The sequence below is a fragment of the Micromonospora sp. HM134 genome, assembly GCF_007833915.1.
Taxonomy (GTDB): domain Bacteria; phylum Actinomycetota; class Actinomycetes; order Mycobacteriales; family Micromonosporaceae; genus Micromonospora; species Micromonospora wenchangensis.
Genome location: NZ_CP041061.1, coordinates 2,458,874 through 2,482,546, shown reverse-complemented (window position 1 = coordinate 2,482,546; position 23,673 = coordinate 2,458,874). Strand labels below are relative to the sequence as shown.

Sequence of the window (23,673 nt, the reverse complement as noted above, 5' to 3'; positions counted from 1 at the left end):
ACTCAGACCACCGTCTCCGTGACTCGTACCCGCATCGCCTACGCCCCGGCCCCGAACGCGCGGGTGAACCGCACGTCGCCCTCGGCCATGTCCCGCATGTCGCTGACCCCGTGCCGGAACATCACCGTCCGGTCGATGCCCATGCCGAACGCGAACCCGGAGTAGACCTCGGGGTCGATACCGCAGGCGCGCAGTACCCTCGGGTTGACCATGCCGCAGCCGCCCCACTCGACCCAGCGCGGGCCGTCGCGGTGCTCGGGGAACCAGACGTCGAACTCCCCCGACGGCTCGGTGAACGGGAAGTAGTGCGGACGCCAGCGGGTCTTCGCCCCCTCGCCGAACATGGCGCGGGCGAAATGGTCGAGGGTGCCGCGCAGGTGCGCCATCGTGATGCCCCGGTCCACCACCAGGCCCTCGACCTGGTGGAAGACCGGCGCGTGGGTGGCGTCCAGCTCGTCGGTGCGGTAGACCCGGCCGGGCACCACCACGTAGATGGGGGGCTTGCGGGTGAGCATGGTGCGCGCCTGCACCGGCGAGGTGTGGGTGCGCAGCACCAGGCCGGAGGAGTCCGCGCCGGCCGGCGGTGCGATGTGGAAGGTGTCCATCAGCCCGCGCGCCGGGTGGTCGGCGGGGATGTTCAACGCGTCGAAGTTGGTCCACTCCAGCTCGACCTCGGGGCCCTCGGCCACCTCGTAGCCCATCCCGACGAACAGGTCGCTGATCTGCTCCATGAGGGTGGACAGCGGGTGCCGGGCACCCCGGGGCCGCCGGTCGTACGGCAGGGTCACGTCGACCCGCTCCTCGACCAGCACCCGGGCCGCCTGCTCCCGGTCGAGCACCTCGGCGCGGGCGGCGTACGCGGACTCGATCGCCCGGCGGGCCTCGTTGACCCGCTTGCCGGCGTCGGACTTCGCGGCCGGCGGCAGCGCGCCGATCTCCCGGCGGGCCAGCGACACCGGGGACCGGTCGCCGAGGTGCGCGGGGCGCAGCGCGGTCAGCGCGTCGGGGTCGGTGGCGGCGGCGAACGCCTGCGTGGCGTCGGCCACCGCCTCGGCCAGGGCGGCCGGGTCGAGCAGGGCGACCTGCTTCGGGTCGTACGGATCGTTGCGGTAACTCATGGCGTACGGGCACTCCCTCACGGCGGCGCCGGCCCTCCCGGGCGGCTAGGCGAGTCTACGGACGCGCGGCTGTGCCGCAGCCCGCCGGTGGGAGTTGCGCGCGGGAAAGGGTCAGGCCCGCCGCCCGCCGACACCGGCGGGCTGGCTAAACGAACGCCGTGGCGCGTTCCGCACGTGACCTACTCCCCTGCTGGGTGTGCGCCGACCGGGTCAGCGCAGTGCTCGGGCTGAAGCGTACAGGCAGACGGCCGCCGCCGCAGCCAGGTTCAGGCTCTCGGCCCGCCCGTGCAGCGGCACCCGGACCCGGGCGTCGGCGGCGGCGGTCAGCTCCTCGGGCAGGCCGTGCGCCTCGGCGCCGAACAGCCAGGCGGTGGGGGCGGCGAGCCGTCCGTGGTCGACGAGGTCGTCGAGGTCGCTGTCGCCGTACCCGGTGGTGGCGAGGACCGCCAGCCCGGCGGCCCGGAGCGCGTCGACCGCCCGGTGCGGGTCGGCGGCGCGGACCACGTCGACGTGGAACAGGCTGCCGGCCGAGGCCCGCACGCACTTGCCGTTGTACGGGTCGACGGTGTCGCCGGCGAAGACCACCGCGCCCGCGCCGGCCGCGTCGGCGGTACGCAGCACGGTGCCGGCGTTGCCCGGGTCGCGGATGCCGGCGAGCACCGCGACCAGCCGTGGCCCGCGCGCCAGGGCGGCGGCCAGTGGCACGTCGAGGTGCCGGCAGACGGCGACCACCCCCTGCGGGGCGACGGTCTCGGTCAGCGCGGCCAGGGCCTCGTCGGTGACCTCGGACACCGGCAGGTCGGCGTGGGCGGCCCGGGCGGCGAGGTCGGCGTGCCGGTCGAGGGCCGCCGGGGTGCCGAAGAGTTCCACCACCGTGTCGGGGCGGGCGAGTGCCTCGCGGACGGCCTGCGGCCCCTCGGCCAGGAACCGGCCGGCCGCGTCGCGGTCCCGCCGACGGTGCAGCCGCCGGGCGGCGACCACCCGGGGGGTACGCGGGGTGAACGGGCCGGCGACGGCGTCGAGGCGTCTCCCGCGCGCTGGTGAGTGCATGGGAGACGCCTCGATCTGCTGCCGGGGTGGGTCAGGCGGCCTGGGCCGCGGCGCCACCGGTGCCCTCGGCCGCCACGGCGGCGCGGGCCAGCTCGACGATCGCGGCGAACGCCGCGGCGTCGTGGACGGCCAGGTCGGCCAGGATCTTGCGGTCGACCTCGATGCCGGCCAGGCGCAGGCCCTGGATGAGCCGGTTGTAGGTCATGCCGTTGGCCCGGGCGCCAGCGTTGATGCGCTGGATCCAGAGCTGCCGGAAGTCGCCCTTGCGGTCGCGGCGGTCCCGGTAGGCGTACTGCATCGAGTGCAGCACCTGCTCCTTGGCCTTGCGGTACAGCCGGGAGCGCTGACCGCGGTAACCGCTCGCGGTCTCCAGCAGGGTACGACGCTTCTTCTGGGCGTTCACAGCCCGCTTGACGCGTGCCATCTCAACTCCTTCTTACGTAAAGGTGGCGCGCGTCAGCGGCCGAGCAGCTTCTTGATTCGCTTGACGTCAGCCTTGGCCAGCTCGACCGTGCCGGTCAGCCGCCGGGTCTGGGTGGAGGGCTTCTTCTCCAGGTTGTGGCGAAGGCCGGCCTGCTGGGCCACGATCTTGCCCTTGCCGGTCACCTTGACCCGCTTGCCCATACCCGTGTGGCTCTTCATCTTCGGCATGTGGAACGTCTCTCCCTGTTACTGGCCGCTGGGGTCAGCGGTCGGGCCGGTCTCGCCGGCTGCTGCGGTCTCGCCGGCCGCCGGGGTCTCGCCACCTGCCGGGGCGGTCGACTCCTCCGCGGCCCGGTCCCGGGGTCCACCACGGGACGCCGTGGCGGCGACCGCGGAGGCCTTGACGGCCCGGTGCGGAGCGAGAACCATGATCATGTTTCGGCCGTCCTGCTTCGGAGCGGCCTCGACGTATCCCAGGTCCGTGATCTCGGACTCGAGCCGGCGCAGGAGCCGGTAACCCAGCTCCGGGCGGCTCTGCTCGCGACCGCGGAACATGATCGTCACCTTGACCTTGTCGCCCGCCTTGAGGAACCGCACCACGTGACCCTTCTTGGTCTCGTAGTCGTGCGGGTCGATCTTCGGCCGGAGCTTCATCTCCTTGATGACGGTCTGCTGCTGGTTACGCCGCGCTTCGCGCGCCTTGAGTGCGCTCTCGTACTTGAACTTGCCGAAGTCCATGAGCTTGCACACCGGCGGGCGCGCCATCGGCGCAACCTCGACCAGGTCCAGGTCGACGTCCGCGGCCAGCTGCAGGGCGCGCTCCAGCGGGACGATGCCCACCTGCTCACCCTCAGGGCCGACCAGTCGGACCTCACGTGCCCGGATCTGCTCGTTCACGCGTGGTTCGACGCTGATGGGGCCTCCTCGAGTCGAGTCTGCTGCGTGGCCGACCCCGCGTGGCCCCCGGGTGGGGGCGACCCGGAAAGCAGAAGGCCCCGGCGCATGCCAGGGCCCGCTCGACCGGTCGGCACGATCACATGATCGCGCATCCGGCACCGGGACGGACCCGGAACCGGTGACCGGACCCGGCCACCTCGGGGGCGACTCGGGTGGGAGCAGGCGCTCCGCTTCGGGACCACCCACACGCCGCAGGCGGGGGCAGTCTGGTCGACGTGGCAACACTACACCCCGGCGCGACCATCCCCCAAACCGGGCCCGCAGGTCAGCACGGTACGAGAACCCCGACAGCGGGCCGGCGGAGGGGACGGGGCGGTCAGCGGAACCGGCGGAGGCGGTGCCCCGGCCGGGACGGTCAGCGGGCCGGGGTGCCGCCGAGACCGGCCAGGTGGGCCTGGTGCAGCCGGCGCAGCGCACGGACCCCGTCGACCGCGATCTCCTTGTCGGCGGCCTGGAGCGCCACCATCGGCAGCAGGTCGTCGTCGTGCAGCTCCAGGCTGGCCCACGGTGCGCCCCGGTCGAAGCGCACCCCCCGGACCACCTCCCAGGGCAGCTCGTACGAGCCGAGGATGTTGCGCACCCGGACCCCCCGGGCGTCCGCCTCGACCCGGGGCCGGGTGAACAGCAGGATGCCGAGCGCGCCGAACACGCCGAGGCCGATCATGGCGAACTGGTCGCCGCGCTGGAAGGTGCCGTAGCCCTCGCCGGTCGCCCCGGTCAACGAGGTGGCGACCAGGCTGAAGACCACCAGCAGGGCGATCGCCGAGGCCCAGCAGACGACCCGGATACGACGCGGCCTGAGACGGATCAACGCGGTGTCGCTCACCGGTCCAGTCTGCCACCCGGCCCCGGCAGACGTCGCGCCGCCACCCGCCGGGGGTGGGTCGGGTCGGGGTGATGGGGCCGGTACAGCGGTGTCCGCGAGAGGCGATGCCGCCGTACCGGCCCTGGTGCGGTCGAGCACGAGGGCACGACGGACGCGACGGACGGCGCGGCGTGTCGCGCCGCCGGGGTCAGAGCCGGCAGGCGTGGATGTTGGTGACCAGGATCGCGCGGGCACCCAACTCGTACAGCTCGTCCATGATCCGGTGGACGTCGTCGCGGAGCACCATCGCCTGCACGGCGACCCAGCCCTCCCGGTGCAGCGGGGAGACCGTCGGCGACTCGATGCCCGGGGTCAGGCCGCTGGCCCGGTCGAGCAGGCCGGCCGGCACGTCGTAGGCGAGCATCACGTACCGGCGGGCCACCAGCACCCCGTGCAGGCGACGCAGCAACTGCTCCGCCTGCGGGTGGGCCGGCGCGCCGGCCCGGCGGACCAGCACCGCCGAGGAGCGCAGCAGCGGGTCGCCGAAGACGACCAGCCCGGCCTGGCGCAGCGTCGCGCCGGTCTCCACCACGTCGGCGACGACGTCGGCGACCCCGAGCCGGATGGCGTTCTCCACCGCGCCGTCGAGCCGGATCACGTCGGCCTTGACGCCCAACTCGGCGAGGTACCGCTCGACCAGCCCCGGGTACGCGGTGGCGATCCGGTGCCCGCCGAGCTCCTGTACGTCGCCGACGTCCTCGGGACGGGCGGCGAAGCGGAAGGTGGCCCGGCCGAACGCCAGGTCGACCACCTCCTCGGCGGGCGCGCCGGAGTCGATCAGCAGGTCCCGGCCGGTGATCCCGACGTCGAGGTCACCCGAGCCGACGTAGGTGGCGATGTCCTTCGGGCGCAGGTAGAAGAACTCGATGTCGTTGGCCTCGTCCGGGCAGACCAGGTCCTTGGGGTCGGTGCGCTGGCGGTAGCCCGCCTCACGCAGCATCTGGGCGGCCTTCTCGGCCAGGGCCCCCTTGTTGGGTACGGCGACACGCAGCATGACGGAGTGCTCCTTCGATCGGATCAGATCAACGACGCGGGCGCACTCACAGATGTCGGTAGACGTCCTTCAGCTCCAGACCGCTGGCCAGCATCAGCACCTGCACCTGGTACAGCAGCTGGGAGATCTCCTCGGCGGTGCGCTCCGGGCCCTCGTGCTCGGCGGCCATCCACGACTCGGCCGCCTCCTCGACGACCTTCTTGCCGACGAAGTGCACCCCCTTGGCCAGGGCGTCGACCGTGCCGGAACCCGGCGTGCCGGCGGCGGCCTTGGCCTGGAGCTCGGCGAACAACTCCTCGAACGTCTTCACGGAACCGGATTCTTCCAGCCACCCACCGACGCCGTGCGCTCCGGGGTCCGGCCGGGTCACCCCGCCCACACCCCGTTCCCGCAGGCTGGGACGGGCCCGGGGAGGCCGGGCGCTCCGGCCGGCCGGGACGCGGGTCACCGGCCACCGGCAACGGGCCGGACACGTTTACACATCGATCTCTCATCTACCTGATGGGACACCCTTCGAGGGATCGGTGGTCTTCTCTATCCTGGCGGCCATGGTCAGCAGCAGCTCACGTACCCGCGCCGCCGCCACCGCCGCCGTGCTCCTCGTCGCCGTGGCCGGATGCGCACCGCAGGACCCCACACCCACCCCCGACGCCGTCCCCACCGCGGCGTCCTGTGCCAAGGACAGCCTGAAGACCCGCACGCCCGGCAAGCTCACCGTCGCCACCGACGAACCCGCGTACGAGCCGTGGTTCAAGGGCGACAAGCCCGACACCGGCGAGGGTTTCGAGTCCGCCGTCGCGTACGCGGTCGCCGAGAAGCTCGGCTACGCCCGGACCGACGTCACCTGGACCCGGGTCAAGTTCGACACCGCCATCGCCCCCGGCCCGAAGACCTTCGACTTCGACATCAACCAGTTCTCCATCACCGAGGAACGCAAGCAGGCGGTCGACTTCTCCGCCCCGTACTACCTGGTGCGGCAGACGGTCATCGCGCTCAAGTCGTCGAAGATCGCCGGGAAGAAGTCGGTGGCGGACCTGAAGAACGCCAAGCTCGGCGCGCAGGTCGGCACGACCAGCTACCAGGCGATCACCGCCCTGATCAAGCCCTCGGTCAAGCCGCAGGTCTACAACAGCAACGACGACGCCAAGAAGGCCCTGCAGAACGGCCAGATCGACGGGCTGGTGGTCGACCTGCCGACCGCGTTCTACATCACCGGTTCGGAACTCACCGACGCCACCATCGTCGGTCAACTGCCGCAGGTGGGCGCGCCGGAGGCGTTCGGGCTGCTGCTGGACAAGGACTCCCCGCTGACCCTGTGCGTCAGCCGGACGGTGGGTGAACTCGCCGAGGCCGGCACGCTCAAGCAGCTGGAGCAGAAGTGGCTCGCCCAGGTGGCGGGGGCGACCGAACTCCAGTGAGCCGGGTGTCAGCAGGCAACGACAGCCCGGTGGTGGACCCGCCGCACCTCCCGTCGACGGCGCAGCGGCGGCGGGCCGCGTACCGACGCCGGCAGACGACCCGCAGCGTGCTGGTCGCCGCCGCCTCCACGGCGGTGCTCGGCACGCTGCTGGTCGTCGCGGTCACCGGTGCACCCGGCTGGGAGCGGGTCCGCCGGTCGTTCCTCGACCCGCAGATCGCCCGCGACGCCCTGCCGGAGGTGCTCACCGGGCTGTGGCTCAACGTCCGGCTGCTGGTCTGCTGCGCCGTCGGGGCGCTGCTGCTCGGCCTGCTGATCGCTCTGCTGCGGACCCTGCGCGGGCCGGTCTTCTTCCCGGTCCGCGCACTCGCCGCCGGTTACACGTACACCTTCCGCGGCCTGCCGCTGATCATCGTGCTGTACGTGCTCACCCTCGGCGTGCCCGGCCTGCGGTTGCAGGGGATGCCGCCGGTGCTCGTGCTCGGCGGGCTGGCGCTGGTGCTCACCTACGGCGGCTACCTGGCGGAGGTGTTCCGGGCCGGCATCGAGTCGGTCCACCCCAGCCAGCTCGCGGCGGCCCGCTCGCTGGGGCTGACCTACCGGCAGACCATGCGGCACGTGGTGCTGCCGCAGGCCGTCCGGCGGGTCGCGCCGCCGCTGCTCAACGACGTGGTGGCGTTGCAGAAGGACGTCGGCCTGGTCTCCCTGGCCGGCCCGATCGACGCCGTCCGGGCGGCACAGATCGCCACCGCGCAGACCTTCAACTACACCCCGTACATCGTGGCCGGGGTGCTGTTCGTGCTGCTCGCCATCCCGCTGATCGCGGTCACCGACTGGGTGACGCTGCGCGCGGCCCGACGCCAGTCCGGAGGCTGAGCATGACCGTGCTGACCTGCCGGGGGGTACGCAAGGAGTTCGGCGGCCGGGTGGTGCTCGACGGGCTCGACCTGACCGTCGACGAACATCAGGTGGTCGCCCTGATCGGGGCGTCCGGGTCGGGCAAGTCGACGCTGCTGCGCTGCGTCAACCTGCTGGAGGAACTCGACGACGGGACCATCACGCTCGACGGCGAGGAGATCTCCGACCCCCGGGTCGACCCCGACCGGGTCCGCCGGCGCATCGGCATGGTCTTCCAGTCGTACAACCTGTTTCCGCACCTGAGCGTGCTGGAGAACGTGACTCTCGCGCCGCGCCGGGTGCACCGGCGGGCACGGGCCGACGCCGAGGCGCAGGCCCGGGAGCTGCTCGCCCGGGTCGGGTTGGCCGACCGGGCGGACGCCTACCCGGACCGGCTCTCCGGCGGCCAGCAGCAGCGGGTGGCGATCGTCCGGGCGCTGGCCAACTCGCCCCGGCTGATGCTGCTGGACGAGGTCACCTCGGCGCTCGACCCGGAGCTGGTCGGGGAGGTGCTGGCGATGATCCGGGACCTCAAGGCCGACGGGATGACGATGGTGCTGGCCACCCACGAGATGGGGTTCGCCCGGGAGGTCGCCGACCAGGTCTGCTTCCTCGACGCCGGCCGGGTGGTCGAGGCCGGGCCGCCCGCGCAGGTGTTCGGCGAACCGACCCAGCCGCGGACCCGGCAGTTCCTCAGGCGGATCATCGAGGCCGGCCGGCTGTAGCGTCGTGCCCTCAAGTGGGGTGATGTTGCGGGGTCCGCGTCCGTCGGACCCCGCAACATCGCCACACCAGGCCGAACCGCACGGCCCCGGCGGGGCGTCAGCCGGCGAAGCCGACCCGGTGGCCGTTGGCGGTGGTGACGGCCCGGACCGCCAGCGCGGCGTCCAGGGCGGCCACCGTCGCCGACCAGCCCTTGTCCTCGGCCGAGCCGGGCAGCCCGGCCCGGTCCCGGGCCTGGTCGAGGTTCTCCACGGTCAGCACCCCGTGCGCCACCGGCTTGCCCTCGTCCAGGGCGACCCGGGTCAGGCCGTCGGTCACCGACCGGCAGACGTAGTCGAAGTGGGCGGTCGCACCCCGGACGACCACGCCCAGCGCCACCACCACGTCGCAGCGCCGGGCCAGCGCCTGCGCCACCACCGGCAGCTCCACCGAGCCGGCCACCCGGGCCGTCACGACCCGCGCCCCGCACGCCTGCGCGGCGGCCACCGCCCGGTCGAGCATGTGGTCGGTCAGCTCGCCGTGCCAGCGCGCCGCCACCACCCCGACGGTCAGCCCGGCGGCGTCCACCGGGGTCACTCCGGGTTCACCGAAACCCGCCATCGTCATGCTCCGATCTCGTCGCCGGGGACCGGCCGGCCCATCGGGGCCTCGGTCACCTCATCCAGCTCGTCCAACAGGTGGCCCATCCGGTCCCGCTTGGTCCGCAGGTAGCGGACGTTCTCCGGGTGCGGCCGGACCGGCAACCCCTCCCGGCCGGTGACGGTCAGCCCGTACCCCTCCAGCCCGGCCCGCTTGGCCGGGTTGTTGGTGAGCAGCCGCATCGAGCGCACCCCCAGGTCGTAGAGGATCTGCGCGCCGGTGCCGTAGTCCCGGGCGTCGGCCGGCAGCCCCAGGTCGAGGTTCGCGTCCACGGTGTCGCGGCCCTGGTCCTGGAGCTGGTACGCCTGGAGCTTGTGCAGCAGGCCGATGCCGCGCCCCTCGTGCCCGCGCACGTAGAGCACCACGCCCCGCCCCTCCCGGGCGACCCGGGCCAGCGACGCCTGCAACTGCGGACCGCAGTCGCAGCGCAGCGACCCGAAGACGTCCCCGGTCAGGCACTCGGAGTGCACCCGGACCAGCACGTCCTCGCCGTCGCCCAGCTCACCGAAGACCAGCGCGACGTGCTCGGCCGGGTCGTGTTCGGCCCGGTAGCCCAGCGCCCGGAACACCCCGTACGGGGTGGGCATCCGCGCCTGCGCGACCTGCTCCACCTGCTTCTCGTGCCGCCGCCGGTACGCCACCAGATCGGCGATGGTGACCAGGGTGAGCGAGTGCTCGGCGCAGAACTTCTCCAGGTCCGGCAGGCGCATCATGGTGCCGTCGTCGTTGACCAGCTCGCAGAGCACCCCGGCGGGACGCAGCCCGGCCAGCCGGGTCAGGTCGACTGCCGCCTCGGTGTGGCCGGGACGACGCAGCACCCCGCCGGCGCGGGCCCGCAGCGGCACCACGTGGCCGGGGCGGGCCAGGTCCGTCGGGTCGGTGCCGGGGTCGGCGAGCAGCCGGATGGTGTGCGCCCGGTCGGCGGCCGAGATGCCGGTGCTGACCCCCTCCCGGGCGTCCACGGTCACCGTGTAGGCGGTGCCGCGCCGGTCCTGGTTGGTGTGGTGCATCGGCGGCAGGTCCAGCCGGTCGCACTCCGCCTCGGTCAGCGGGACGCAGACGTAGCCGGAGGTCCAGCGGACCATGAAGGCGAGCAGCTCCGGGGTGGCCAGCTCGGCGGCGAAGATCAGGTCGCCCTCGTTCTCCCGGTCCTCGTCGTCGACCACCACGACGGGCCGGCCGGCGGCGATGTCCGCCACCGCCTCCTCGATCCGGGCGAAGGTGACCGCCTGGGTGCTCATGCCACGACCTCCGAGTAGGTGGACGGGATCGGTGTCGACGCCGCACGGCTGGCCCGCGAGCTGCGCCACCAGGCGGCGAAACCCCAGCCGCACAGTGCGCCGTAGACGAGGTACATCGCCGCCGAGGGGTAGAAGCCGCCACGCAGCAGCAGCGGTACGCCGACCGCGTCCACCGCGATCCAGACCAGCCAGAAGTCCACCCAGCCCCGGGCCATCCCGTAGGTGGCCAGCAGGCTGCCGGTGAGGATCCAGGCGTCCGGCAGCGGGCCCCACGAGCCGAGCGCGGCGAGCAGCGGGTAGCCGAGGGCGGTGCCGAGCACGGCGGCCAGCAGCAGACCGAGCCGTTCCCGGCCGGTGGCCCAGCGGGGGCTGACCGCCGGGGCGTCCCCGCCCTGGCGGCGGTTGCGCGACCAGCGCCACCAGCCGTAGACGCTGACCGCGAAGAAGAAGACCTGCCGGCCGGCCTGGCCGTAGAGGTCGTGCGCCTGCGGGGTGGCGAACACCCCGCCGAGGAAGACGGTGAACAGCAGCCCGTTGCCGATCATGCCGACCGGCCAGGCCCAGACCAGCCGGCGCAGCCCGAGCAGCGCCGAGACCAGCCCGAAGGCGTTGCCGACGATCTCCCGGACCAGCACCGGGGAACCGACGACGTGCACCTGCGCGTCGAGCAGCCAGCCGACCGGGCCGGTCACCGCGCCCCTCCGACGGCGTCGCCGGGCAGCGCCGGGGCAGTGCCGCCGGGTCCGACCGGGCCGGCGGGCAGGCGGGCGTCGAGGAGGCGCTCGACGTACTTGGCCAGCACGTCCACCTCCAGGTTGACCGGGGCGCCGACCCCCCGGCCGCCGAGCGTGGTGAGCTTGAGGGTGGTGGGGATCAGCCCGACGGCGAACCAGTCGTCGCCGACCGCCGCCACCGTCAGCGACACCCCGTCGACGGTGATCGAGCCCTTCTCCACCACGTACCGGGCCAGCGCGGTGGGCAGCCGGAACCGCAGCGTCTCCCACTGCGCGGCCGGTTCCCGGGAGAGCACCTCGCCGACGCCGTCGACATGGCCCTGCACCAGGTGCCCGCCGAGCCGGCTGTTCAGCGCGGCGGCCCGCTCCAGGTTGACCGGGTCGCCGGGGCGCAGCCCGCCGAGCGCCGAGCGGCGCAGCGTCTCGCCCATCACGTCGGCGGTGAACACCCCGCCGTCGACGTCGACCACGGTCAGACAGACCCCGTTGACCGCGATGGAGTCGCCGTGCCGGGCGTCGGAGGTGACCAGCGGGCCGCGGATCGCGACCAGCGCCGAGTCACCCCCGGTGTCGGCGATCCGGACGACCTCGCCCAATTCCTCGACGATGCCGGTGAACATCTCAGGCCTCCCTCTTCCGGGGCAGCGCGGTGATCCTCAGGTCGGACCCGACCCGGGTGACGTCGGTGATTTCCAGATCGATGGCGTCGGCGATGGTCGTCACACCCGCGTCGACGAGCGCGGTCGGGCCGGCCCCGAGCAGCTTCGGCGCGACGTACCCGACGACCCGGTCGACCAGGCCGGCGGCGAGGAACGCCCCGGCCAGCCGGGGGCCGCCCTCCAGCAGCGCGGCGCGTACCCCCCGGTGGTGCAGTTCGGCCAGCAGGGCCGGCAGGTCGACCCGGCCGTCCGGGCCGGCGCCGACCTCGGCGACGGTGGCGATCCAGGTCCGGGCGGCGCCGTCGCGGACCCGGGCGTCGGCGGGGGTACGCCCCGCACTGTCCACCACCACCCGCAGCGGCTGGCGGATCGCCAGGGTGCCGTCACGCAGGTTGCGGGCGGTCAGCCGGGGATCGTCGGCGAGCACGGTGCCGACCCCGGCGATGACCGCGTCGACCGTGCCGCGCAACGCGTGCACGTCCATCCGGGCGGCCTCGGAGGTGATCCACATGCTGCTGCCGTCGGCCGCCGCGGACCGGCCGTCGAGGGTCGCGGCGTACTTCCAGATCAGGTACGGCCAGCCGCGCCGCATCGAGGTCAGCCAGGCGACGTTGCCGGCCTCGGCCTCGTCGGCGCGTACCCCGAACTCGACCCGCACCCCGGCGGCGCGCAGGGTGGCGGCGCCGCCCGAGGCGACCGGGTTGGGATCGGGTACGGCGATGACCACCCGGGCGATGCCGGCGCGGATCAGCGCGTGACTGCACGGGCCGGTGCGACCGGTGTGGTCGCAGGGTTCCAGGGTGACCACGGCGGTGCCGCCCCGGGCCCGCTCGCCGGCCTGGGCGAGCGCGACGATCTCGGCGTGCGGCCCGCCGGTGTAGGCGTGGAAGCCCTCCCCGACGACGACGCCGTCCGCGTCGAGCAGCACGCAGCCGACGACCGGGTTGGGGCTGGTGGTACCGAGGCCCCGCGCGCCCAGTTCGATGGCACGACGCATCGCCTCGTCCACGGAGACGCCGCCCATGCCCTGCCCTCTCGCTCGCCGGTCCCCGCGCGGGCGGTACGGGAGCAGGCGGGCAGGCGGTGGCGGAACCGGGAACGGCAGGGCCGCCCCCGGCAGGCCCACGCGGTCGCAGAGGCGCTCGCGCAGGCCCGCCCCGCCCGCGCGCTGTCTCCCATCCGGACTGTCGGGGGTGCGGACGGACCGCTCCCCCACCGTCGGCCCCGGATTCTCACCAGGTCCACCGGGCGGCACAGCCGTCCGGGTCGCGGGCTTACCACGTCGAGCGTGGATCACCGCCGGTTCGGAATTTCACCGAGCCCCGCCAGCGCGTGGTGGGTACATGCGAAGTCTTACACGTCACCCCGGGAGGTTCGCCACCTCCAGCGTGCTACTTCACACCCCGTCGGCACGTCGCCGGTCGACCGCGACGTATGACCCCGGTTGGCTCTTGGCGACCGTTTTCATCTCACTGGCCACGGCGATCGCGGCCAGCGGGTCGGTGAAGCGCTTACGGGAGTCGGAGAGCGAGACGCCGATCGACAGGGTGACCAGGGCGGCCCGGCGGATGTTGCCCCGCCGGTCCTTCAGCTCGACGAAGCCGCGTTCCCGGTCGGTCGGGTCGTAGAGGGTGTCGGCGGTCTTCTCGAAGTCGACCACGGCCCGGGAGGTCAGCGGGCGGATCTGGTCGGGGGCGCAGACGATCACGAAGTCGTCGCCGCCGACGTGGCCGAGGAAGGCCGGCGGCAGCCCGATCGCGACCACCGCCCGGTGCAGGCTGCGGGCCAGCGCGGAGATGAACTCGTCGCCCCGGACGAAGCCGTACCGGTCGTTGACGCTCTTGAACCGGTCGATGTCGATGTAGCCGACGGCGTAGTCGACGCCGCTGCGGACCCGGTCGCTGATCTCCCGGCGGATCCGGCTGTTGCCGGGCAGGCCGGTCAGCGGGGAGACCTCGCGGAACTCCTTGTTGCGGCGCAGCGTGGAGCTGACCCGGGCCACCAGCTCGGCGGTGTCGAACGGCTTGACCAGGTAGTCGTCGGCGCCGGCGCTGAGCCCGTGCACCTTGTCCACGGTCATGCCCTTGGCGGTCAACATGATCACCGGCAGGGCCGAGGTGATCGGGTTGGCGCGCAGCCGGCGGGTCAGCTCCAGGCCGTCGATGCGCGGCATCATCAGGTCGACCACGGCCAGGTCCGGCTTGTGCTGCTCGATCATGTCGAGCGCCTCCTGGCCGTCACCGGCGTGCAGCACCTCGAAGCCGTGCAGCCGCAGGTTGAACTCGACGAAACGGGCGATGTCCTCGTCGTCGTCGACGACCAGGATCACGTCGGGACGGTCGCCGGTGGGCTCCACCTCAGGCCCCGGCGTTGGCGCGCTCCGCCAGCCCGCGCAGGCGGCGGACCGCCTCGGCCGGGTCGTCCGCCCCGTACACGGCGGTGCCGGCGACGAAGGCGTCCGCGCCGGCCGCCGCGGCCTGCTCGATGGTGTCGGCGGCGATCCCGCCGTCGACCTCGATGCGCAGTTCCAGGTGGCCGCTGTCGACGTGCCGCCGGGCCGCCCGCACCTTGTCCAGTAGTTGCGGGATGAACCGCTGCCCGCCGAAGCCGGCCTTGATCGTCATGATCAGCAGGGTGTCGAAGCTGGGCAGCAGCTCCAGGTACGGCTCGATCGGGGTGTCCCGGTCGATGGCCAACCCGGCCTTGGCCCCGGCCGAGCGGAGATCCTTGGCGAGGGCGACCGGGTCGTCGCACGCCTCGGCGTGGAAGGTGACGTTGTACGCGCCGGCGTCGGCGTAACCGGGGGCCCACCGCCGCGGGTCGGTGATCATGAGGTGCACGTCGAACGGGAGCCGGGTCACCGCCCGCAGGCTCTGCACCACCGGCAGGCCGATGGTCAGGTTGGGCACGAAGTGGTTGTCCATCACGTCGACGTGCAGCCAGTCCGCGGCGTCCTCGACGGCGCGGACTTCATCGGCGAGGCGGGCGAAATCGGCGGCGAGGATGCTGGGCGCGATGATCGACGGCGGTACGGTCACAGGGCAAGTGTACGAACGCGGCCATCCGCCGCGGACGGCACGGCACCATGAGCGACGCCCTGTGACCCAGGCGTGACCCGTGGTGCACCATCGGCTCCTTTCGCGGGGAGTCGGGGACGAAGAGCCGGTGCCGACTGGCCGAACGGCCCGCAAGAGGCAACACTCCATCAGGGACGGTCACGTATGATGCTCGCCCGGCGGCGGGCACGCCGGGCGGGGCACGGCGACGGGCCGTCAATCCCCGGAAAGGGCGGACGATGCGACGGTTGCTCGTGGCGCTGGCGCTGGCCGGCACGGTGACGGTGGCGCTCAGCGGCTGCGTGCCGCAGCACGGCGCCGACGGCGACCTGCTCGACGACTGGCCGGTGCTGCCGGTGGCCCAGTCGTTCGTGCCCGCCACGGACGCCTGCCTGCCCCGGATCACCCCGGTCGTGCAGGCCGGCACCTACGAGACGGTGGACTGCGCACGCAGCCACCTGGCCGAGACCATCCACGTCGGCACGTTCACCGGCGCGGTGACCCGGGGTGAGCGGCCCGAGCCGGGCTCCGCCGCGTTGCGCCCCGCCCGCACCGAGTGCGACCAGCGGGCCCGGGACGTCCTCGGTGGCGACTGGCACTCGGCCCGGCTGACGATGAACATCGCGCTGCCGGCCAACTCGGCGTGGAACAGCGGCGCCCGCTGGTTCCGGTGCGATCTCAGCGAGACCGACAGCATCGACAACACCCGGCCGGTGAACCGGGTCGGCAGCCTGCGCGGGGCGATGATCGGCGACAATCCGCTCAGCCACCGCTGCTTCGATCCCAAGCTGATCGGCAACAATCTCAACTACATGGCCCCGGTGCTCTGCTCCGAGCCGCACCGCGCCGAGTTCGTCGGCGTCTACCTGGAACGCAGCGACCTGAGCTGGGCCGATTTCAGCCAAGCCAACCAGCGGGTGCACCGGCGGTGCATGGCGTTGATCGCCGGCTTCGCCGAGGTGCCCAACAACAGCGAACTGCCGTACCGGGCCGGGTCGATCTTCTATCCGCCGTCGCAGCGGGAGTGGGAGGAGGGCGACCGGGGCATCCGCTGCTTCCTGTGGAGCGACGACCGGAAGCTGACCCGATCGATGCGCGGCGCCGGCCCCAAGGGCCTCCCCGCCATCTGACCCCGACCCGCCCGTCCCCGCCCCGTCGCCCGCCCTCGGTGATCAAGAGGTTTGCGTCATCCGACGACGGATCGTTGACGCAATTCTCTTGATCACCGGGGACGGGCGGGACGGTCGGGACGGACGAGGCGGGGCGGGGCGGGTGGGGTCAGGTGCGGCGGAGGAGGGCCAGGAACATGGCGTCGGTGCCGTGGCGGTGCGGCCAGAGCTGGACGGTGGGGCCGTCACCCAGGCCGGGCATGCCCGGCGGCAGGACCGTCCGGGCGTCGACGAAGTCCGCCGGTACCCGGGCGCGGCGGGCGGCCTCGGTGACCGTCACGTGCGTCTCCACCGTGTGCGGGGAGCAGGTGACGTAGGCGACCAGACCACCGGGCCGGGTCGCCCGCAGCGCGGCGGTGAGCAGTTCCCGCTGCAACCGGGTCAACGGCGGCAGGTCCGACGGCTGCCGCCGCCAGCGCGACTCGGGCCGGCGGCGCAGCGACCCCAGCCCGGTGCACGGGGCGTCGACCAGCACCCGGTCGAAGTGCCCCTCCGGCAGCTTCGGATCGGCCCCGACCGTGCGACCGTCGGTGTGCAGCACGGTCACCGGCAGCCCCCAGGTGGCCTGCTCGACCAGCCGGGCCCGGTGCTCCGAGACCTCCACCGCGGTCAGCCGGGCACCCCGCTGCGCGGCGAGCGCGCCGAGCAGGCCCGCCTTGCCACCGGGCCCCGCGCACAGGTCCAGCCAGCGACCGTCGTGACCGTCCAGCGGGGCCGTGGCCAACGCGTTCGCCACCAGCTGGGAACCCTCGTCCTGCACGTGCGCCCGGCCGTCGGCCAGCGCCGGGAGGTCACCCGGCGCGCCACCGGCCAGGTAGACCGCGTACGGGGAGAACGCTCCCGGCGCGCCGCCGACCTCGTCGGCCAGCTCGGCCGGATCGACCCGGCCCGGACGGGCGCACAGGTGCACCGGCGGGCGCTCGTTGTCCTCGATCAGCAGCCGGGTCACCTCGCCCAGGTCACCACCGAGGGCGTCGGCGAAGGCCCGCACGATCCACTGCGGGTGGCTGTAGGTCACGGACAGGTGGCCGATCGGGTCGGCGGCCATGGTCGGGGCCAGCTTGGCCGTCCACGCGTCGACGTCCTGGCCGGCCACCTCGCGCAGCACCGCGTTGGCGAAGCCGGTGGCCCCCTCCCCCACCGTGCGCACCAGGTCGACCGTGGAGGAGACGGCGGCGTGCGCCGGGACCCGGGTGTGCAGCAGCTGGTAGGCGCCGAGCCGCAACGCGTCGCGTACCGGCGGGTCGATCCGCGCGACGTCCCGGCCGGCCGCGGCGGTGAGGATCGTGTCGAGGGTGCCGAGCTGCCGCAGGGTGCCGTAGGTCAGCTCGGTGGCGAAGGCTGCGTCCCGCCCGGCCAGCCCCTGCTCGCGCAGGATCGCCGGCAGCACCAGATTGGCGTACGCGTCGTCGCGGTGCACCGCCGCGACCGCCTGGTAGGCGGCGTAGCGGGGCAGGTCCACGGCCGGGCGGACCGGTCGGCCGGGTCGCCCGCCGCGCCGGTCGGACCCGGCCCGGTCGCCCCGGGCACCGCCGGACGGCCGCCGGTCGTCGCCGCGCCGGTCGGCGTCGGCCGGACGGTCGGGGCGTGCGGTCGGCCCGGTCACGCGAGCTCCTCCCCGACGCCGACCCGGACGCCGCGCGCCCAGTCGGTCGCCGGCATGGCCTTCTTGCCCGCCGCGCGCACCTCACCGAGCTGCACCGGCACCGTCGCCGTGCCGGCCAGCACGCGGGACTTCTCCACCAACAGTTCTCCAGGTTTCAGGGCGGGGCCGTTACCGACCGGGGTCACCGGGCCGAGCTTGACCCGGTCGCCGCGGAACGTCGTCCACGGGCCGGGCGCGGGGGTGCAGGCGCGCACCCGCCGGTCGACCGCGAACGCGGGGTCACCCCACCGCACCCGGGCGTCGTCCACTGTCAGTTTCGGGGCCAGCGAGACCCCGTCGGCGGGCTGCGGCTCGGCCCGGGCGGTGCCCGCCGCGATCGCGTCCAGGACGGCGACCAGCAGCCCGGCACCCGAGTGGGCGAGCCGCTCCAGCAGGTCGCCGGAGGTGTCGGTGGGGCGGATCTCGTCGGTGAGCGTGCCGTAGACCGGGCCGGTGTCCAGCCCCTGCTCCAGCTGGAACACGCTGGCGCCGGTCAGCTCGTCGCCGTGCAGCACCGCGTGCTGCACGGGTGCCGCGCCCCGCCAGGCGGGCAGCAGCGAGAAGTGCAGGTTGACCCAGCCGAAGCGGGGGATCTCCAGCGCCGCCGGGGGCACCAGCGCGCCGTAGGCGACCACCGGCACGCAGTCGGGGGCCAGCGTACGGAGCCGGTCGAGGAACTCCGGCTCCCGGGGCCGGGCCGGGGTGAGCACCTCGACGCCGTGCTCGTCGGCCCAGACGCCGACCGGGGAACGCAGCACACCCCGACCCCGACCGGCGGGCGCGTCGGGGCGGGTCACCACGGCCACCACCTCGTGCCCGGAGGCGTGCACCGCGGCCAGGGCGGGGACGGCGACCGCCGGCGTACCGGCGAAGACCAGACGCATCGGGGAGGTCACCGGCCCAGGCCGAAGGGGCTGCCGGCGGCGTGCGGGCTGACCTTGACCGTCGGCGGGGCGGCCTCGTCGTACCAGTCGGCCTGGCGGATCGCCTTCATCGCCTCCTTGCGCCCGGCCGGGTCCAGCCGGTCGAGGAAGAGCACCCCGTCGAGGTGGTCGGTCTCGTGCTGGACGCAGCGGGCCATCAGCCCGGTGCCGACGATCTGCAACGGGTCGCCGTAGCCGTTGAAGCCCTTGGCGATCACGTTCTGCCGGCGCTTGGTGTCGAAGTAGAGCCCGGGGATCGACAGACAGCCCTCCGGGCCGTCCTGCTCCTCGGTGTCGGGGAACTCCAGCACCGGGTTGACCAGGTGGCCGAGCACGTCGTCCACCTCGAAGGTGAAGACCCGCAGGCCCACGCCGAGCTGGGGGGCGGCGAGCCCGGCACCGCTGCGGTCACGCATCGTGTCGGTGAGGTCGGCGATGAGCCTACGCAGCTCGACGTCGAAGTCGACGACCGGATCGGCCGGCGTGCGCAGCACCGGGTCCCCGAACAGACGGATGGGCTGGACGGTCACGCGGGGTGGCTCCTTCGTTGGACGGCGTGGTGCCGTACCAGTCTACGGAGTCCGGCGGCGGCACCGGCCGGCGTACCGCGACGGGTGGTGATCGGGGGTACGGCCGGGTCAGCCGGCGGCGCCCGGTTCGCCGGCCAGCACCGCGTCCCCGCCGAGCAGGGCGTGCGCGGGCAGCGGGAGCCGGGTGCCGTGGGCGGCCTCCCAGTCGTGCACGAGGCTGGGGCGCACGTGGGCGGCGAAGTAGTCGACGGCGCTCGTCTGCCCCACGACCGGTTCGTCCATCTCGGCGACGAGCTGCGCGGGCACCAGCGGGAAGCCGTTGCGCAGGGCGGCGCTGAGCCGGCGGTGCCCGTCGACGACGAAGAAGTACTCGCCGGTGAAGCCGATCCGCAGCGGGGCGAGGGCCTCATCGCCGGCCGCCGCCAGCTCCCCGACGAGCCCGGACCCGTCGAGCCCGCGCAGGGTGGCGACGTCCTCGGTCGGGTAGACCCGGGCCGGGTCGAGCAGCAGCAGCGGGGGGGCGTCGCGCAGCACGTCGGCGGCGAGCCGGCCCTCGTACGCGTCGACGATGTGCGTGATGACCTCCTCGGCGGAGGCCCGGGTGGTGTCGCAGACCAGGTCGTAGTTGCGCAGCCGGGCCTTGTCGACGCCGTAGCGGAGGATGAACCGGTTGCGCTCGCTGTCGCTGCGTTCGCGCAGTTTGGCCTCCGCCTCGGCCAGCGAGGTGTAGCTCTCGGCCGGCCCGGAGGGGCGCAGCAGCACCCGGCGGGCCGCCTCGGCCGGCTCGGTGATCATGTGCACCTTGAGCGCGTCGGTGAAGAAGTGCCAGGCCAGCCGGGAGTCCATCACCAGCGACTCGCCGGAGGCGGCGATGTCCCGCTGGAGCTGGTCGACGTAGCCGTCGACGGCCTGGTCCAGCTCGGCGTGCAGGTTGAGCTGGAGCGCGGTCATCTGGCGCTCCTGGGCCATCTGCCGGTAGAGGTCACCGACGCTGACCCGGCGCAGGCCCAGCCGCTTGGCGATCTCGACGGAGACGGTGCTCTTGCCGCTGCCGAGGTCACCGTTGAAGACGATCGACTGACGAACGGTCACGACTGGTCCACCCCTGCTCACCGGCTGATTGACATCATCGATCTGGCGTCGACCCGACGCGTTCCCGCCTTCGTCGCGCCATTCGTGCGCCCGGGCATGACGGGCGATGCTATCACGCGTACGCCCGCCGTCCGGCGGACCAGGGGTACGACGGCGGGCTGGCCGGGCACCCGACGGAACTGACCGGCGACTCAGAACAGGCTGAGCGGGTCGACCTGGAGACGGACCGGTTCGGCGGCCCGCCGGGCGCTGCGGACCCCGGCGGCGGTGTGTAACGCCCCGGCCAACGCGGCGGCCCGGGACCGGGGCACCCGGACCAGCATCCGTTCCCGGTCCTCGTCGGCGGGGACCGGGCCGAGCACCTCCGCCCCGTCCGGCAGCCGCGTCTGCGCCAGCAGATCGGCCACCGCGTCCGCGCCGCCGGTGACGCTGGCCATCTTCACCGCCGGCGGGAAGCCCAACTCCCGCCGCTCGGCCAGCTCCCGGGCGGCGAACCAGCCCGGGTCCCAGCGCAGCAGCGCCTGCACGGGGGCCAGGGCACCGTCGGCGACCACCACCACCTTCCCGCCGGCCGGGGCGGGGCGGGCCAGCGCCGCCGCGGACAGCCACCGCCGCAGCGCCTCCTCACCGGCCCGCAGGTCGGCCCGGGTGAGCAGGGCCCAGGAGTCCAGCAGCAGGACCGCCCCGTACCCGCCGTCGGCCACCGGTTCGGCGCCCGGGGTGGCGATGACCAGCGCGGCGCCGCCCGGCACGGCGGCGAGCACCTCGTCGCGGCCCGAGGTGCGCACCGGCACGCCGGGAAACGCCCGGCCCAGTTCCTCGGCGGTCCGGCGGGCCCCGGTCACGGCCGCCCGCAGCCGCCGCCCGCCGCACTGCGGGCAGGCGTACGCGGCGGTGACCCGGCCGCACCAGCGGCAGGCCGGCGGGGCGTCGGCGGCACGCAGCGCCAGCGGGCCCGCGCAGTACGGGCAGCGGGCCGGGGTCCGGCAGTCCGCGCAGGAGACCGAGGGCAGGTAGCCCCGGCGGGGCACCTGGACCAGCACCGGCGCGTCCGCGCGCAGGGTGTCCCGGGCGGTGGTCCAGGCCAGGCTGGGCAGCCGGGCCGTCGCCGCGCCCGGGTCGCGGGCAAGTTGCGGGTCGTCCCCGGTCGGGGCGATCGCCGGGGTACGCGCCCGCAGGGTCGCCCGGTCCGCCACCACCTCGCGGGCCCACCCGGTCTCCACCAGCAGCTGTCCCTCGGCGGTCCGGGTCCAGCCGCCGACCAGCGCGGCGGCGTCGGCGAGCCGGGCCCGGGTGAGCAGCACCTCCCGCGCGTGCGGGTAGGGGGCCCGGGGCTCGGCGTGCAGGTCGTCCCCGTCGTCCCAGATCGCCACCAGACCGAGCCGGTCGACGGGGGCGAACATGGCGGCCCGGGTGCCGATCACCACCGGCACGTCACCCCGCCGGGCGGCCAGGAAGGCCCGGTAGCGGCGGGCCGGGCCGAGCGCGGCGGAGAGGGTCACGTGCCGTCCCGGGCCGAGCAGGGCGGTCAGCGCCGCGTCGAGCCGGTCGAGGTCCCGGGCGTCGGCCACCACCACGACCGCGCCCCGCCCCCCGGCGAGGGTGGCGGCGACCGCGTCGGCGTAGCGGGCCGCCCAGTCCTCCCCGGCCAGCGCCGACCAGACCGCCCGGGGGGCCCGCCCGTCGGCCAGCGCCGTCAGCAACGCCGGGCCGGCCGGATAGTCCCGCCAGCCACGCGGGTCGACGCCGGCAACGCCGGGCGGAGCGACGCCGGCCGCACCGGGCGGGTCCAGGCCGTCCCCGGCGCGCGGGGCGGGGCCGTCCCCGGGGGGCGGCGTCGGGCCGTCGCCGGCCGGGTCGGTGACGGCCGGCGCGGGGTCGGCCCGGGGTTCCTTCTCCACCCGGGCGTGCCGGGGCGGCACGGCCAGCCGGAGCACGTCGGCGAGGTTGCCGGCGTACCGGTCGGCGACCGCGCGGGCCAGCCGGGCCACCTCGGGGGCGAGCACCGGCTCCGGCGAGACCACCTTCTCCAGGTAGGCCAGCCTGCCGTCGTGCGTGGAGCTGTCGACCCGCTCCAGCAGCCACCCGTCGACCAGTTGACCGGCGAAGCGGACCTTGACCCGTACCCCGGGGACCGCGTCGTCGGCCAGGCCGGCGGGGACCAGGTAGTCGAAGGGACGGTCGAGGTGCGGCAGCGCGACGTCGACACAAACCCGAGCGACCGGCGACCCGTCAGCGGGTCGCCGGTCGCTGGGCGTGGTACCGGTCAGGCGCCCGCTACCGACTTCAGGTCGGCGGCCCGGTCGGTGTTCTCCCAGGCCAGCTCCGGCAGCTCCCGGCCGAAGTGGCCGTAGGCGGCGGTCTGCCGGTAGATCGGGCGCAGCAGGTTGAGGTCCCGGATGATCGCGGCCGGACGCAGGTCGAAGACCTCACCGACGGCCTTCTCGATCGCGACCACCGGCACCGTCTCGGTGCCGAAGGTCTCGATGAACAGGCTCACCGGGTGGGCCTTGCCGATCGCGTACGCGACCTGCGCCTCGCAACGCTCGGCGAGGCCGGCGGCGACCACGTTCTTCGCCACCCAGCGCATCGCGTACGCCGCCGAACGGTCCACCTTGGACGGGTCCTTGCCGGAGAACGCGCCGCCGCCGTGCCGGGCGTACCCGCCGTAGGTGTCGACGATGATCTTCCGGCCGGTCAGGCCGGCGTCGCCCATCGGGCCACCGATCTCGAACCGGCCGGTCGGGTTCACCAGCAGCCGGTAGCCATCGGTGTCCAGACCCAGGTTCTCCAGCTCCGGGGCGATGACGTGGTCCCGCACGTCCGGGGTGAGCAGCGAGTCCAGGGAGATGTCGGCGGCGTGCTGGCTGGACACCACGACGGTGTTCAGCCGCACCGGGCGCAGCCCCTCGTACTCGATGGTGACCTGGGTCTTGCCGTCGGGCCGCAGGTACGGGATGGTGCCGTCCTTACGCACCGCGGACAGCCGCTGGGCCAGCCGGTGCGCCAGGGCGATCGGCAGCGGCATCAGCTCGGGCGTCTCGGAGCAGGCGAAGCCGAACATCATGCCCTGGTCGCCGGCGCCCTGCGCGTCCAGCGCGCTCTCCGACGCCCCGGTCCGCAACTCGAAGGCGTTGTCGACGCCCTGGGCGATGTCCGGCGACTGCGCGCCGATGGAGACGCTGACGCCACAGGAAGCGCCGTCGAAGCCCTTCTTCGACGAGTCGTAGCCGATGCCGAGGATCGTCTCGCGGACGATGGTCGGGATGTCGGCGTACGCCTTGGTGGTCACCTCGCCGGCGACGTGGACCTGACCGGTGGTGATCAGTGTCTCGACCGCCACCCGGCTGTGCGGGTCCTGGGTGAGCAGGGCGTCGAGGATCCCGTCGCTGATCTGGTCGGCGATCTTGTCCGGGTGGCCTTCCGTGACCGATTCGGACGTGAAGAGGCGGCGTGTCACGGCACTCCTAAGCTCTTTAGATAATCGTTCCGCAGCAGTCTAGTCACCCTCGCGTACCGCTCACGACCGGGCGAGTCGCCA

General features: G+C 73.9%; 25 protein-coding genes and 1 riboswitch. Of the genes, 4 read left to right on the top strand and 21 right to left on the bottom strand.

Annotation, left to right across the window (positions count from 1 at the left end; all coding sequences use genetic code 11):
* Positions 1-38 precede the first annotated feature (38 nt).
* From pheS to FJK98_RS11075, 8 genes are all read right to left on the bottom strand, one after another.
* Entirely contained in the window at positions 39-1,118 is a 1,080-nt protein-coding gene (pheS, locus tag FJK98_RS11110; RefSeq protein ID WP_145918951.1) for a phenylalanine--tRNA ligase subunit alpha, read from the bottom strand.
* 210 nt (positions 1,119-1,328) lie between these two features.
* Positions 1,329-2,168: an RNA methyltransferase gene (locus tag FJK98_RS11105; RefSeq protein ID WP_145918950.1), complete on the bottom strand. Its 840-nt coding sequence runs from the start codon at positions 2,166-2,168 to the stop codon at positions 1,329-1,331.
* A gap of 31 nt (positions 2,169-2,199) precedes the next feature.
* Positions 2,200-2,592 carry a 50S ribosomal protein L20 gene (rplT, locus tag FJK98_RS11100; protein WP_088645192.1) on the bottom strand — a complete coding sequence of 131 codons (393 nt, stop codon included), beginning with the start codon at positions 2,590-2,592 and terminating at the stop codon, positions 2,200-2,202.
* 32 nt (positions 2,593-2,624) lie between these two features.
* Positions 2,625-2,819, bottom strand: a complete 195-nt coding sequence (gene rpmI, locus FJK98_RS11095; protein WP_026267805.1) for a 50S ribosomal protein L35 — start codon at positions 2,817-2,819, stop codon at positions 2,625-2,627.
* 18 nt (positions 2,820-2,837) lie between these two features.
* Positions 2,838-3,488, bottom strand: a complete 651-nt coding sequence (gene infC, locus FJK98_RS11090; RefSeq protein ID WP_145918949.1) for a translation initiation factor IF-3 — start codon at positions 3,486-3,488, stop codon at positions 2,838-2,840.
* Between the two features lie 415 nt (positions 3,489-3,903).
* Entirely contained in the window at positions 3,904-4,374 is a 471-nt protein-coding gene (locus tag FJK98_RS11085) for a PH domain-containing protein (RefSeq protein ID WP_194822220.1), read from the bottom strand.
* Positions 4,375-4,561: 187 nt separating this feature from the next.
* Positions 4,562-5,407: an ATP phosphoribosyltransferase gene (gene hisG / locus FJK98_RS11080; protein WP_145918948.1), complete on the bottom strand. Its 846-nt coding sequence runs from the start codon at positions 5,405-5,407 to the stop codon at positions 4,562-4,564.
* A 46-nt stretch (positions 5,408-5,453) separates the two neighbouring features.
* On the bottom strand, positions 5,454-5,735 hold the full coding sequence (locus FJK98_RS11075; protein WP_204927713.1) for a phosphoribosyl-ATP diphosphatase: 282 nt from the start codon (positions 5,733-5,735) through the stop codon (positions 5,454-5,456).
* A gap of 220 nt (positions 5,736-5,955) precedes the next feature.
* On the opposite strand from FJK98_RS11075, the gene FJK98_RS11070 reads away from it, so the two are divergent.
* From FJK98_RS11070 to FJK98_RS11060, 3 genes are read left to right on the top strand one after another with little or no spacing between them, the layout of a single operon-like run.
* A complete protein-coding gene (locus FJK98_RS11070; protein WP_145918947.1) occupies positions 5,956-6,825 on the top strand; it encodes an ABC transporter substrate-binding protein in 870 nt (289 codons plus the stop codon).
* 5 nt (positions 6,826-6,830) lie between these two features.
* On the top strand, positions 6,831-7,700 hold the full coding sequence (locus FJK98_RS11065; RefSeq protein ID WP_370517034.1) for an amino acid ABC transporter permease: 870 nt from the start codon (positions 6,831-6,833) through the stop codon (positions 7,698-7,700).
* Between the two features lie 2 nt (positions 7,701-7,702).
* A complete protein-coding gene (locus FJK98_RS11060) occupies positions 7,703-8,446 on the top strand; it encodes an amino acid ABC transporter ATP-binding protein (protein ID WP_145918946.1) in 744 nt (247 codons plus the stop codon).
* A 97-nt stretch (positions 8,447-8,543) separates the two neighbouring features.
* Here FJK98_RS11060 and ribH read toward each other — a convergent pair whose 3' ends face one another.
* The 7 genes from ribH to rpe form a co-directional block, all read right to left on the bottom strand.
* Positions 8,544-9,044, bottom strand: a complete 501-nt coding sequence (ribH, locus tag FJK98_RS11055; protein ID WP_145922693.1) for a 6,7-dimethyl-8-ribityllumazine synthase — start codon at positions 9,042-9,044, stop codon at positions 8,544-8,546.
* A gap of 2 nt (positions 9,045-9,046) precedes the next feature.
* Positions 9,047-10,324: a bifunctional 3,4-dihydroxy-2-butanone-4-phosphate synthase/GTP cyclohydrolase II gene (locus tag FJK98_RS11050; RefSeq protein ID WP_145918945.1), complete on the bottom strand. Its 1,278-nt coding sequence runs from the start codon at positions 10,322-10,324 to the stop codon at positions 9,047-9,049.
* Entirely contained in the window at positions 10,321-11,016 is a 696-nt protein-coding gene (gene pnuC, locus FJK98_RS11045; RefSeq protein ID WP_145918944.1) for a nicotinamide riboside transporter PnuC, read from the bottom strand. Before pnuC ends, FJK98_RS11050 begins: the two co-directional genes overlap by 4 nt.
* Positions 11,013-11,678, bottom strand: coding sequence for a riboflavin synthase (locus FJK98_RS11040; RefSeq protein ID WP_145918943.1), 666 nt, complete (start codon positions 11,676-11,678; stop codon positions 11,013-11,015). Before FJK98_RS11040 ends, pnuC begins: the two co-directional genes overlap by 4 nt.
* A gap of 1 nt (position 11,679) precedes the next feature.
* The gene (ribD, locus tag FJK98_RS11035; protein WP_145918942.1) at positions 11,680-12,741 is read right to left on the bottom strand and encodes a bifunctional diaminohydroxyphosphoribosylaminopyrimidine deaminase/5-amino-6-(5-phosphoribosylamino)uracil reductase RibD; all 1,062 of its coding nucleotides are present in this window, start codon (positions 12,739-12,741) and stop codon (positions 11,680-11,682) included.
* A 139-nt stretch (positions 12,742-12,880) separates the two neighbouring features.
* Positions 12,881-13,051: riboswitch (FMN riboswitch) on the bottom strand.
* Positions 13,052-13,113: 62 nt separating this feature from the next.
* Positions 13,114-14,073, bottom strand: a complete 960-nt coding sequence (locus tag FJK98_RS11030; protein WP_145918941.1) for a response regulator — start codon at positions 14,071-14,073, stop codon at positions 13,114-13,116.
* A gap of 1 nt (position 14,074) precedes the next feature.
* The gene (gene rpe / locus FJK98_RS11025; RefSeq protein ID WP_145918940.1) at positions 14,075-14,755 is read right to left on the bottom strand and encodes a ribulose-phosphate 3-epimerase; all 681 of its coding nucleotides are present in this window, start codon (positions 14,753-14,755) and stop codon (positions 14,075-14,077) included.
* Positions 14,756-15,012: 257 nt separating this feature from the next.
* On the opposite strand from rpe, the gene FJK98_RS11020 reads away from it, so the two are divergent.
* Positions 15,013-15,903, top strand: coding sequence for a septum formation family protein (locus tag FJK98_RS11020; RefSeq protein ID WP_145918939.1), 891 nt, complete (start codon positions 15,013-15,015; stop codon positions 15,901-15,903).
* 148 nt (positions 15,904-16,051) lie between these two features.
* Here the strand turns inward: FJK98_RS11020 and FJK98_RS11015 are convergent, their stop codons facing one another.
* The 6 genes from FJK98_RS11015 to metK form a co-directional block, all read right to left on the bottom strand.
* Entirely contained in the window at positions 16,052-17,590 is a 1,539-nt protein-coding gene (locus tag FJK98_RS11015) for an RsmB/NOP family class I SAM-dependent RNA methyltransferase (RefSeq protein ID WP_240762950.1), read from the bottom strand.
* On the bottom strand, positions 17,545-18,471 hold the full coding sequence (gene fmt / locus FJK98_RS11010; protein ID WP_145922692.1) for a methionyl-tRNA formyltransferase: 927 nt from the start codon (positions 18,469-18,471) through the stop codon (positions 17,545-17,547). The genes FJK98_RS11015 and fmt overlap by 46 nt, the downstream gene beginning before the upstream one ends.
* Positions 18,472-18,479: 8 nt before the next feature.
* Positions 18,480-19,040 carry a peptide deformylase gene (def, locus tag FJK98_RS11005; RefSeq protein WP_145918937.1) on the bottom strand — a complete coding sequence of 187 codons (561 nt, stop codon included), beginning with the start codon at positions 19,038-19,040 and terminating at the stop codon, positions 18,480-18,482.
* Positions 19,041-19,148: 108 nt separating this feature from the next.
* Positions 19,149-20,132: an AAA family ATPase gene (locus FJK98_RS11000; RefSeq protein ID WP_145918936.1), complete on the bottom strand. Its 984-nt coding sequence runs from the start codon at positions 20,130-20,132 to the stop codon at positions 19,149-19,151.
* Positions 20,133-20,323: 191 nt separating this feature from the next.
* Positions 20,324-22,402, bottom strand: coding sequence for a primosomal protein N' (locus FJK98_RS10995; RefSeq protein WP_145918935.1), 2,079 nt, complete (start codon positions 22,400-22,402; stop codon positions 20,324-20,326).
* Positions 22,399-23,592, bottom strand: a complete 1,194-nt coding sequence (metK, locus tag FJK98_RS10990) for a methionine adenosyltransferase (protein ID WP_145918934.1) — start codon at positions 23,590-23,592, stop codon at positions 22,399-22,401. The genes FJK98_RS10995 and metK overlap by 4 nt, the downstream gene beginning before the upstream one ends.
* Positions 23,593-23,673 lie beyond the last annotated feature (81 nt).